This window comes from Streptomyces sp. NBC_01525 (assembly GCF_045040405.1).
In the GTDB taxonomy this organism is placed as follows: Bacteria; Actinomycetota; Actinomycetes; order Streptomycetales; family Streptomycetaceae; genus Streptomyces; species Streptomyces benahoarensis.
This window is the reverse complement of the sequence record NZ_CP109397.1, coordinates 5,760,668-5,773,961: the sequence shown is the minus strand read 5'-3', so window position 1 is coordinate 5,773,961 and position 13,294 is coordinate 5,760,668. Positions and strand designations below refer to the sequence as shown.

Genomic DNA, 13,294 nt, shown 5'->3' with positions numbered 1-13,294 from the left:
CGACCTCGCCCTTCCCAATGGGGCGGCGCCCCACCTGCTGGGCCTCGCTGAACAGCTCGGCACCGTGCCGTACGAGCTGCGCAGCCTGGGCCTGACCGGCCTGGACGCAGCACACCTCGTGACCTGGTCCCAGGCACTGGGCGGAGTGCCCCGCGCACTGCTCGTGGTCGCGGAGATGTACCACACGACTCCGCAGGAGTTGATGGCGGCCGGCGTACAGGAACACATCTGGCTGGCGTTCCGCTATCTGAAGTGGCCCTCGATCCAGGGTGCCGACGCCGAGGCCGTCCGGCGCCGGGCGAGCCTGAGCACCGCGGTCAAGCAGGTGATACGGGCATTCCTCGTGGAGGGTCCCCAGGCAGTACTGACTGCGGCGGCAACCGCTTCGCACCACCAGCGTGCGGAAGACCTCGTCGCCCTGCCGCAGCATGTGCAGAACCTGCTCACCAAAGAGCAGCGCGCCACCTTCCTCACGGGCGAACCGGTGATGCTCACCGCCCAACAGCGCGCCCGTCTGCCCCAGGGCTCACCCCACACGCTCACGCCCTGGCTCGGCACAGAAGACCGGCGTACTCAGCGCCACACGGACGACGTCCACGCACTCGCCGCGGAGCTGGGCGTCGTTCCGGACCTGGCGTCCAGCCTTCTGCACGTCGTCGAGCTCCTCGGCCTGCAGGGCGGACAGCGCAACCTGCTCCATGTGTTCATGGGCTACCTCCGGAACCTCGAAGCGGAGGGCGACGCCTTCCGTTTGAGGGAATGGAACCTCGGACAGCTGCTGGCACAGCACGGCATCGACGTCTTCCACCTGGTCAGGGGCGGAACCGAAACCTCCCACGCCCTCTCCCTGCTCACCGCGCTCCACACGTGGAACGCCGGTATCGAGGAACTCCCGGAAATCGTCGAATACCTGACGGTTCACGACCCACAGGCACCCCAGCTGCCGGTGGACAGCTACGCCGAAGCAACACCCGAACAGCGCCGCGCACTGTGGCAGTACGCCGCCGAGCGCCGCGACACCCTCACCCCGGCCGTCGCCGCCTGGCGCGCCCAGGACCTGAGTCTGGGGCTGACCCGGGAACGGCTCGACGCGCTCCACGACGCCACCCGCCACCCCTGGTTCAACGCCCGGAAACTGGTGAACCTCGCCCACCGCCTCGCCCTCCCCGAAGCGGCGTGGCCCCATCTGGTCGACCTCGCCGAACAGCTCCGCGCCATGCCGCACGACCTGCGCTTCTTCCGCCTGACCGGCGGGTCGGCAGCACACCTCGTGACCCTGGCCCAGGCAGTAGGCGGAATCCCGCTGGCGTTGTCCGAGGTGGCCAGGGCCTGCGGCAGCACCCCGCAGGGGCTCCTGGCCTCCAGCACGCAGGCGCGGGCCTGGGTGGTGTCCCAGTTCCTGCGGTGGCCCTCGGTCTTCGGCCCCTACAACGATGCCGAGACCAACCGTCGCCGGGCGGGGCTGAACACCGCGGCCAGTCAGGTGGAGAGGGCACTGTTCCTCAACGGCCTGGCCGCAGCGCACGAGGCGGCGGCAGCCGCGTCGCACCACCAGCGTGCGCAAGACCTCGCCGCCCTGCCCCAGCATGTGCAGAACCTGCTCGGCACCGACCAGCGCGACGCGTTCCTCCGGGGCGAGCCGGTGACGCTCACCGGACCGCAGCGCACCGCACTCCTCCCCTACGAACCCGTCACGCTCACCAGCGCACAGCGCACCGCGCTCCTCTCCGACGAACTCGTCACGCTCACCAACGCACAGCACACCGCACTGCGCGCCCGCCAACCCGTGACGCTCACCGACGAACAGCGCACCACATTCCTCGCCGCCGAACCCACGACGCTCACCGACGCACAGCGCACCGCACTCCTCGCCGGCGCCGCGACGCTGTGGACCGACTCACCCGCGACGACGCCGGACACCCTCGGGTCCTGGATCGGCACGGAAGACCGGCGCATGCGGCGCCCCATGGACTTCCGCAGGTCCCTCAGCCAAATCGACCTCGAAGGCACGACGATCACTCCGGCGTCGCCGGCCGTCGCCGGTGTCCGCCCTCCGGTCTACGTCTCCGGGCTGCCCGAGTACAGTCAAGCGTCGCCTCAGGAGGTCGCGTCCGCCCTGATCCAGGAACACGGCAACATCCTCACGGGCTTCACCGCCTGGGAGGTCGTGCGCCTGGGCACCCTGCACCGCATGCTGCACATCTCGATGAGCGACCTCGTCGACCTCGTCGGCGCCACGGGCGAAGTCCCGGCCCCCGTAGCGCTCCGGCAATCACTCGACGCCCTCGAACTGAACGACAACCCCCGCGCCCTCTACCAGGTGCTCACGCACCGCCCCATGCGGCTGGACACACTCCACTCCCTCGCCACACCATTGGTGCTGAAGGCAGTGTTCCACTCACTGGGCACCCCGGGGACCGGGGACTCCGAGTCGCAGGTGCGTCAGACCGTCACCGTGCTCGACAAACTGTCCCGGCACCCCGCCCGGCAGGGAAGGGTCGCCGGCCTCCACTGGTCGGAACAGCCAGGACTGCTCGACGACGAACAAGCCGCCATCGATTACTTCTCCGGCGCCTTCGGCATCCCGGTCAGCGAGGGCTCCGGGCGGCTGCTCAAGGATTTCGCCACCCTTGCGGGGGCTCGCGGACCGCAGGACCGTGCCTGGCTGTTCCGGACCCTGTCCGACCTCGCGTTCACCGGCCCCGGCTACGCCCACCAGCGGCAGTGGAACGGACGGTGGCTCTCGCCGCTGCACGTGTTCCACCTGATGTCCTGGCACCGGTTCGACGCGATGCGCAACGAGGACTTCGCCACCTTCCTCGGACGGATCGACAACACCGTGAACACGAGGGCTCTCCGCGTGGGGGTGGACATCCGGCAAGAGCTCCAGCTGCCCCCCGGCGGGCAAATGCTCATGGCGGCGATCAAGCGCCAAGTCGCCTACCGGGCAGGCAACATCGACAACACCGGTGGGGGCCGAAACACCAGGGAGTACCAGTATCTGGCCGAGCGCGGCATCTCCCTCGCGGAGATCGCCGACTACGTCCACGAGACCGGCGCGCACAGCGACCTGATCCACGCCCTCTACGAATTCAGCGCGAGCAGCGATCGGCCCTTGGTGAACGAGGTCCGCGCACTCGCCGAAGAGCTGCACGTCGACCCGGCCGTGGCGTCCAACCTCCTGTTCGTCGCCGAGACCCTCGGCCTGCAAGGCGAACAGCGCAACGTGCTCACCGCGTTCAAGGACCACCTCCGAGACATCGCGGCGCGGGGCGACACCCTCATCCGTTGGGGGGAGGCGGACTTCGAAGACCTGCTGGAAGACCACGGTTTCGACGCCCAAGACGTGGTCCGGCACGGCGGAAACGAAGCCCCCCACCTCATCTCGCTGATCACCGCGCTCCACACATGGGACGCCGATATCGACGAGCTCGCCTCACTCGCCGAATACCTGACGGTTCACGACGCACAGGCACCCTCGCTGCACTCCCGCAGCTACGGCAACAACAACACAGCGCCTGAAGAGCGCCGCGCGCTGTGGCAGTACGCCGTCGCGCACCGCGACGCCCTCATTCCGGTCGTCGCCGCCTGGCGCGCCCAGGATCTGGGGCTGACCCAGGAACGGTTCGACGAGCTCAACGACGCGGTCCTCCACCCCTGGTTCAACGCCCGGGAACTGCTGCACCTCGCCGTCAACCTCGACCTGCCCCAAGAGGCACGGCCCCACCTGGTCGACCTCGCCGAACAGCTCCGCACCGTGCCCCGCACCCTGCTCGCCCTGAAGCTGACTGGCGAGGACGCAGCACACCTCGTGCGACTGACACAGGAACTGGACGCCGTTCCCCTGGCTCTGGCACAGGTCGCGGAGAGGTACCACACGACTCCGCAGGAGCTGGTGGCGTACAGCGCACAGAGGTGGGCCGGGCTCGCGTCCGGGATTCTGAAGTGGCCCCCGATCATCGGCACCGACGAAGAGGCCCGCCGACGCCGGACGGGCCAGGACCACGCGATCGCCCAGGTGGGGACGGCACTGTTCCTGGAAGGACCCGCAGCGGCACACGCCGCGGCGGAAGCCGCGTCACAGGCACAGCGTGCGGAAGACCTCGCCGCCCTCCCCCAGCAGGTACGGGACCGGCTCACCGAAGACCAGCGCGCCGCATTCCTCGCCGGCGAACGGCTGACACTGACCGGCGATCAGCGCGGCGGCCTGCCCCGGAACACGCCGGACACCGTCACGTCCTGGATCGGCGCGGAAGACCGGCGCAAGCGGCGCCGCGTGGGCGGCACACCCCGCAACCAGCGCGACCGCTCCGCCCCGGAGAACTCGGCGAACCAGGCCGGCGGCTCCGGCTCCGGCTCCAGCAGCCACAGCACCACCGCACCGAACCACCAAAACTCCGGGGAGAGCTCTGCCTCCACCCGGACGCCGGCGGCACCCACCGCCCAGGAACTGCGACTGGGAGAGGCGCTGGGGCTGCCCCGGAAATGGTTCGTCGAACTCAGCAACACGGCCCGCCACCCCTGGTTCAACGCCCGGGAACTGGTGGCCCTCGCCCATGACCTCGACCTTCCCCGAAAGGCGCGGCCCCACCTGGTCTCCCTCGCCGAACAGGTCGGTGCCGTGCCGCACGATCTGCGCGATTTCCGCCTGACCGGCCAGGATGCAGTACACCTCTTGATCCTGGCCCAGGCGGTGGGCGAAGTGCCCCGTGCCCTGGCCGAGGTCGCCACGGCCTTCGACATCACCCCGCAGGAGCTGGTGGCGACCAACGAGCAGGCGCGGGACTGGATGGTGTCCCAGTACCTGCGGTGGCCCTCGGTCCTCGGCCCCTACAACGATGCCGAGACCAACCGTCGCCGGGCGGGGATGAGCGACGCGGTCAGCCAGGTGGCGAAGGCACTGTTCCTCAACGGCGTGGTCGCAGCGCGCGAGGCGGCGGTAGCCGCTTCGGACCACCAGCGTAAGGAAGACTTCGCCGCCCTGCCCCTGCGGGTGCAGAGCCTGTTCACCGAAGAGCAGCGCGCCGCATTCCGCGACGGCGAGCTGGTAACGCTCACCGAGGAACAGGGCATCGCGTTCCTCGCCGCCGCACCCGTAAGGCTCACCGAGGACCAGGGCAAAGCACTCCTCGCCCGCCGATTCGTCACGCTCACCGACGTCCAGCGCATCGCCCTCCTCACCGGCCGACCCGTCACCTTCACCACCGAGCAGCGCCCCACACTCCTCGCCGGCCAACCCTTGACGCTCACCCACCCACAGCACGTCGCCCTCCTCACCGGCAAACCCGTCACGTTCACCGACGAGCAGCGCACCGCGTTCCTCGACGCCGAACACACCGCACTCACCCACCAACAGCGCACCGCATTCCACGACGGCCGACCCGTCACGCTCACCGACGAGCAGCGCACCGCCCTCCTCGACAGCGAATTCATCGCCCCCACCGCCCAGCAACGCGCCGCATTCCTTGCCGGCGAGACCATGAGGATCATCGACGAGCGGCGCGCCGACCCGCCGGTCGCACCGGACGCCCTCGGGTCCTGGATCGGCACGGAAGACCGGCGCACGCAGCGCCGCATGGACTTCCGCCGGGCCCTCAGGCAAGTCGACCGCGAAGGCAGGGTGACCACTGTGGTGACGCCGGCCGGTGCCGGTTACCACCCGCCGATCTACGGCGATGTCTTCGGGCTGCCCGAATACCGCCGAGCGTCGCCTGAGGACCTCGCGTCCGCCCTGATCCGGGAACACGGCGACGTCCTCACGGGCTTCACCGACTGGGAGGTCGTGCGCCTGGGCGCCCTGCACCGCATGCTGGACATCCGGATGCGCGACCTCGTCGACCTCGTCCGCGCCACGGGCGAGATCCCGGACCCCGAAACCTTCCGGATATCACTCGACAACCTCGATCTGCTCAACAACCCCCGCGCCCTCTACCACGTGCTCAAGCACCGCCCCATGCGGCTGGATGCTCTTCACGCCCTCGGCGCACGGGAAGCGCTGAAGTTGCTGTTCGAACGACTGGTCAACCGGCAGACCCGGGAGTCCGACCCGGAGGTGTTGAACACCGTCGCCCTGCTCGACAGGCTGTCCCGGCTCCCCGCCCAGCAGGGAAGGGTCTCCGGCATCCACTGGTCGGAACAGCCGGGACTGCTCGACAACGAACAAGCCGCCATCCAGCTCTTCCTCCACATCTTCGGCCTCCCGGTCACCCCGGACCACGAGCGGCTGCTCAAGGATTTCGCCACCTTGGCGGGGGCGCACACCCCGCAGGACCGTTCCTGGCTGTTCCGGGCCCTGTCCGACCCCGCGTTCACCGGCCCCGGCAACGCCGACCGGCGGGCGTGGTCCGGACGATGGCTCTCGCCGCTGCACATGTACCACCTGATGGCCTGGTACCCGTTCGACGAGATGCGCAACGAGAACTTCCCCGCCTTCCTCGAACGGATCGACAACGCAGTGAGCCATAGGGCGCTCATCATGCGCGGGGTCGACATCCGGGACGAGCTCGTGCTGGCCCCCGGCGGGCACACGCTCATGGCGGCAATGGAGGCGGAGGTCGCCTACCGGGCAGGCCGCATCGGCAACGTCGGGGGCGAGCAGAGCGTCGAAGGCTACCGGCGGCTGGCCGCGAACGGCGTCACGCTCGTGAGCACCGTCGACTACGTCCGCCAGACCGGCGCGCCCAGCGACCTGATGCACGCCCTCTACCAGTACAGCGTGCAGGCCGGACGGCCCGTGGTGGACGAGGTCCGCGCAATCGCCGAAGAGCTGGACGTCGATCCGGCCCTGGCGCTCGGCCTTCTGCGCGTCTCCAGCCTCCCCGGCCTGCACGGCCAACATGAGGCCACGTTCGACGTGTTCCAGAGCTACTTCCGGGACCTCGCGGAGCAGGGCACCGCCCTCGCCCACTGGAATTATCACGACCTCTCAGATCTGCTGGTACTGCACGGCATCAACGGCCGGGCCCTGGGCACGCGCGACGAAGCCGAAGCCTCCGTCCTCCTCTCACTGTTCACCGCGCTCCACCGCTGGGACGCCGGTATCGAGGAACTCCCGGCACTCCTCGAATACCTGACGGTTCACGACCCGCAGGCACCCGAGCTGCCGGAGAACAGCTACCACGCGGCAACACGCGCACAGCGCCGCGCACTGTGGCAGTACGCCGCCGAGCACCGCCGCGCCCTCATCCCTGCCGTCGCCGCCTGGCGCGCCCAGGAACTCGGAGTGACCCCGGAACGGCTCACCGAGCTCAACGACGCGGACGACGCCCGGGACCTGGTGAACCTCGCCCGCAAGCTCGACCTGCCCCACGAGGCGCGGCCTCAGCTGGTCGACCTCGCCGTGCAGTTGGCGTCCGTACCCCACACCCTGCGCGCCGTGGGCCTGATCGGCGAGGACGCAGCACACCTCGTGACCCTGGCCCAGGCACTGGGCGGAGTGCCCCACGCCCTGCTCCAGGTCGCGGAGATCTACCGCACGACTCCGCAGGAGTTGATGGCGGCCGGCGCACAGGGACGCATCTGGCTGGCTTTCCAGGTCCTGAAGTGGCCCGCGATCCACGGCACCGACGCCGACGCCTACCAACGCCGGACAGCCCTGGGCAACGCCGTCGACCAGGTCGCGAAGACACTCCTCCTGGAAGGCCCCGAAGCCGCACGCACAGCAGCAGAAACCGCCTCCCGGGCACAGCGTGAGGAAGACCTCCGCGCCCTCCCCCCGCAGGTGCGGGACCTGCTCACCGAAGACCAGCGCACCACCTTCCTCACCGGCGAGCCGGTGACGCTCACCGACGAGCAGCGCACCGGCCTGCCCCAGAACACACCTCACACCCTCACCCCCTGGATCGGCACGGAAGACCGGCGCACGCAGCACCACACGGACACCCTCCGCACCCTCACCGAAGACCTGCACGTCGACCCGACGTCGGCACTCAGCCTCCTGCACATCGCCCACCTCCTCGGCCTGCAAGACGACCACCACGCCCTGCTCGACGTGTTCGGGAACCACCTCCAGGACCTCGCGGAGCAGAACGACGACACCCTCCTCCGCTGGAGGGACCGGGACCTCGGAACGCTCCTGGCACAGCACGGCATCGACACCCAAGCCCTGCTCACGCCCGACGGAGCCGAAGCCGCCCACGTCACCTCACTGCTCACCGCGCTCCAGACCTGGGACGCCGGAATCGACGAACTCCCAGAACTCGGCACACACCTGAAGGCCCACGTCCCCCAGACATTCCAGCTGGCAAGGAACAGCTACCACACAGCAACACCCGCACAACGCCGCGCACTGTGGGAGTACGCCGCCGCGCACCGCGACGACCTCATCCCGGCCGTCGCCGACTGGCGCGCTCAGCAACTGCAACTGACCCCGGAACAGTTCCAGGCACTCAACGATGCACAGCCCTCGTTCAGCCCCCAGGAACGGGCACTGCCCGCGGAACAGTTCCGCGCGCTCAACGACGCAAGGCCCTGGTTCAGCGTCCGGGAACTGGTCCACCTCGTCCACAAGCTCGACCTGCCCATAGAGGCACGGCCCCACCTGGTCGCCCTGGCCGAACAGCTCCACACCCTGCCCCGCGACCTGCTCACCCTGAACCTGACCGCCCGGGACGCAGCACACCTCGTGACCCTGGCCCAGGAACTGGGCGCCGTTCCCCTGGCTCTGACCCAGGTCGCGGAGAGGTACCGCACGACTCCGCAGGAGTTGATGGCGGCCGGCGCAGAGGGACGCATCTGGCTGGCGTTCCAGATCCTGAAGTGGCCTCCGTTCCACGGTGCCGAGGCCGACCGTCGCCGGTCCGACCTGGGCGACGTGGTCGACCAGGTGGCGAAGGCACTTCTCCTGGAAGGCCCCGAAGCCGCACGCGCAGCAGCGGAAGCCGCCTCACAGGCACAGCGTGAGGAAGACCTCCGCGCCCTCCTCCCGCAGGTGCAGAACCTGCTCACCGACGAGCAGCGCGCCACCTTCCTCGCCGGCGAGCCGGTGACGCTCACCGACGAGCAGCGCGACGGCCTGCCCGAGGGCACACCGCACACCCTCACGCCCTGGATCGGCACAGAAGCCCAACGCACACAACGCCACACGGACGACGTCCACGCATTCGCCGCAGGGCTGCAGGTCGACCCGGTGTCGGCGAGCAGCCTTCTGCACCTCGCCCACCTCCTCGGCCTGCAAGACGAACAGCACGCCCTGCTCGACGCGTTCGGGGACTACTTCCAAAACCGCACAGAGCCCGGTGAGCCCCTCCTTCACGAGAGGGACCGGGGCCTCGGAGCGCTGCTGGCGCAGCACGGCATCAGCGTCCTGGATCTGATCACGCACGGCGGAACGGAAGCCGCCTCCATCACCTCGTTGCTCACCGCGCTCCACATCTGGGACGCCGGTATCGAGCTGCTCCCGGAACTCGTCGAGTACCTGGCGGCTCACGACCCGCAGGCCCCCGAGCTGCCGGGGAACAGCTACCACGCGGCGACACCCGCACTGCGCCGCGAGCTGTGGGAGTACGCCGCCGCGAACCGCGACGACCTCATCCCGGCCGTCGGCGCCTGGCACAACGCCCGGGACCTCAGGCTGGAGCTGGGGCTGAGCCGGGAGTGGTTCGACGCACTCAGCGAAGCGGGCTACCACCGCTGGTTCAATGCCCAGAATCTGGTGGCCCTCTCCCGCGCCCTCAAGCTGCCCCAAGAGGCGCGGCCCTCCCTGGTCGCCCTCGCCGAACAGCTCCGCACCTTGCCGAACGAACTGATCCTCGCGGGCCTGACCGGCCAGGATGCAGCACACCTCGTGACCCTGGCCCAGGCGCTGCGCGGAATCCCGCGGGCGTTGATCAAAGTCGCGAAGGCTTACGGCCTCACCCCGCAGGAGCTGGTGGCGGCCGACAAGCAGGAGCGGGCCTGGCTGGCGTCCCAGATCCTGTGGTGGCCCTCGGTCTTCGGCCCCCATGACCGCGCCGAGACCGTCCGTCGCCGGGCGGGGCTGGACCGTGCGGTCGGCCGGGTGGCGGAGGCACTGTTCCTCAACGGCCTGGCCGCAGCGCAGGAGGAGGCGGCGGCCGCGTCGCACCGCCAGCGTGCGGAAGACCTCGCCGCCCTCCCCCCGCAGGTGCAGAACCTGCTCACCAAAAAGCAGCGCGCCGCCTTCCTCGCCGGCGAGCCGGTGACGCTGACCGACGAGCAGCGCACCGGTCTTCCCGAGGGCGCGCCGGGCACCGTCGCGTCCTGGATCACGGCACGGGAAGACCTCGCACCGCTGTCGGTGGTCGACGCGGTCGCAACCGGCCTGCATCAAAGGGACCGCGCCGTGCTCCACGGCCTCACCGCCGGGAAGATCCTGCGCCTGGGCACCCTGCAGGACATGCTGGACATCCGGATCGGCGACCTCGTCCGCCTCATCCGCCTCTTCCACATCACGGGCGAAGTCCCGTTCCCCGAAGCCCTCCAGGAATCGCTCGACACCCTCGGACTGCGCAGCAACCCCCGCGCCTTCTACCAGGTACTCAGCCGCTTCCCCATCCAGCTGGACGCACTCCACTCCCTCGCCGCGCCGCAGGTGCTGCGGGAGCTGTTCGCCCCTCTGGCCCGCCAGCAGCAGACCCAGGAGTCCGACCCGGAGGTGCGGCGGACCATTGCCGCACTCGGCGAACTCGCCCAAGCCCCGGACCAACAGGAGGCGCTCGCCGACATCCACTGGTCGGCCCGGCCAGGGCTGCTCAACGACGAACACGCCGCCATCGAGCACTTCCTCCACGTCTTCGGCCTCCCGGTCACCCCGGACTACGAGCGGCTGCTCAAGGACTTCGCCACCATTGCGAGGGCCTACACACCGCGAGACCGTGCCTGGCTGTTCCGGGCCCTGTCCGACCCCGCGTTCACCGGCCCCGGCAACGCCGCCGAGCAGGAGTGGAGCGCACCACGGTTCTCGCCCTGGCACGTGTTCTCCCTGATGGCGCAGCACCCGTTCGACGAGATGCGGGGCAGGGACTTCGTCGACTTTGTCGGACAGATCGAGACCACCGCGTCCCTGTCGGAGGCCATGAGCCAGATCGATATCCGGGAGATATTCCCTCTGGCCCCCGGCGGGCACGCGCTCGCGGCGGCGATGGAGTTGGAGGTCGCCCAGGGGGCAGGCCGCATCGGCACTGCCGGCGGCGGCCGAGAGGTCGAGCAGTACCAGGCTCTGGCCGACAACGGCATCGCGCTCGTGGACATCGCCGACTACCTCCGCGAGACCGGCGCGCACACCGACCTGATCCACGCCCTCTACGAGTACAGTGCGAACGTCAACCGGCCCGTGGTGGACGAGGTCAGCGCACTCGCCCAACAACTGGACGTAGCCCCGGCCGTGGCGTTCACCCTCGTGGACATCGCCGACACCCTCGACATGCGAGGCGACCAGCGCGACCTGGTCCGCGTGTTCGGGAGCCACCTCCAAGCCCTCGCGGAGCGCGGCGACACCCTCCTCAACTGGACGCGTGAGCACTTCCGCCCGCTGCTGGAGCAGCACGGTGTCAATTTCCAGAAGCTGGCCAACGGCAGTAGCAATGAACGCACCTTCGTCGTCCTGCTGCTCCACACACTCCGCACATGGGGCGTGGGGATCGAGGAGCTTCCCACTCTCGCGGAATACGTGGCACAGACGGGGAGGCGAACGCCCCTCCTGGCGAACGACAGCTACGACCGGATGACGCTCCGGCAGCGCCGCAGGCTGTGGGCGTACGCCGAGAGTCACGACGACGCCCTCATCCCGGCCATCGCCACCTGGCGTGCCCGGCAACTGGGCCTGAGCCAGCGGCGGTTCGCCAAGCTCAGTAACGTGCGCCGGCACCCGTGGTTCAACGCCCAGGAGCTGGTGCGCCTCGCCCGCGCCCTCGACCTCCCCCAGGAGTCGCGGCCCCACCTGGTGGACCTCGCTGAGCAAATGAGGTCCACCCCCCGCACCCTGCTCACCATGGGCCTGACCGGCCAGGACGCAGTACACCTCGTGACCACGACCCAGGCGCTGGGCGGCGACGTGCCCTTTGCACTGGCCGAGGTCGCGGAGTTCTACAGCCTCACTCCGCAGGAGCTGCTGGCGGGCGGCACAGGAAAGCGGTTCGAGCTCGCCTCCGGGATCCTGGAGTGGTCCACAGAGATCTCCGGCACCGACGAGGAGTCCGGCCGACGCCGGGCGAAGCTGGGCACTGCGGTCCGGCAGGTGGAGAGGGCGCTCTTCCTGGACGGCGTGGCAGCGGCGCGTGAGACGGCGGCGGCCGCGTCACTGGCACAGCGCGAGGAGGACCTCGCCGCCCTCCCCGAGCAGGTGCGGGACCTGCTCACCGGCGCACAGCGCGCCGCGTTCCTCGCCGGCGAACCCGTGACGCTCACCGACGAGCAGCACACCGGCCCGCCCCAGGACACACCGCACACCGTCAGGTCCTGGATCGATGAGGGGGTGAACCACGGCGGCGAGGACACCTCGCTCCAGGTCACGGTCACCGTGCCGGGGCCGGAGCAGTTCGTGGTGCCGCCGGTGGCGGAGTTCCAGCTGCTCCTGCCGCACAACGCCGCGGCGGCGCCGCCGCAGACGATCGCACCGCAGGCGACACAGGAAACCGCGCCGCAGGCGACGGCACCCGCACCGGCACCGCAGACCCTGTCGGCTCCGGTGTCGCAGGGCCAGGAGCCCGCGGCGGAGCAGGCGCCGGTCCTCCCGGCGCCGGCGCCGCTGCCGCTCGCCAACCTGGGCGCCGCGCCGTCGCGCACAACCGGCGCCGGCCAGGACACCGCCCCGGCCGTCCCCGCTCGTCTGGTGCCGCTCGTCGTCGACCAGGATCTGGTCGACGGACGGCTTGAGGTCATCGAGTGGGCCGCCTCCGACGCAACGACACGTAGCGGCTCGGCGCTCGGCCTTATCCGCTACCGGATCGGCACCTTGAACACCGAGGAGCTGACGGCGGAGAGTCCCGTGGCGCCCCTGCTCGCGACGGGCGGCCAGGGTGGCGGGCAGCCACCGCGTGTCCTGCACCTGCGCGGGGCGGCGTTCGGGGACGACTCCGACGCCCCGAACATCGTCCTGATGCTGCTGGGGCGGGCCGCGGGGCTCACCCTTTCCAGCGGCCTCGTCCCCGGTGCGGACCTGGTGCTCGTCGAGACCAACGGGGCGGTGTTGACCTCCGAGATGCTCACGGAGTACGGCTTCGCGCGCCTGGGCGACAGCGTGCTGTGGCACCACACCGCCCCCGAGTTGATTGCCAGGATGGAGGGCATTCCCCGCCCGGAGAACCTGGTCGTCAGGCTCTGCGAGTCGGCGCAGTAG

At 69.9% G+C, this 13,294-nt stretch carries 1 protein-coding gene (only partly in view); it reads left to right on the top strand.

Annotated elements, in window-relative coordinates; genetic code table 11:
* Positions 1–13,294 carry the end of a protein-glutamine glutaminase family protein gene (locus tag OG422_RS25440; protein ID WP_405745971.1) on the top strand. Its footprint begins 28,361 nt before the window's first position, so 13,294 of the gene's 41,655 nt are visible here — the last part of the coding sequence; the start codon falls outside the window, past its left edge; its stop codon occupies positions 13,292–13,294.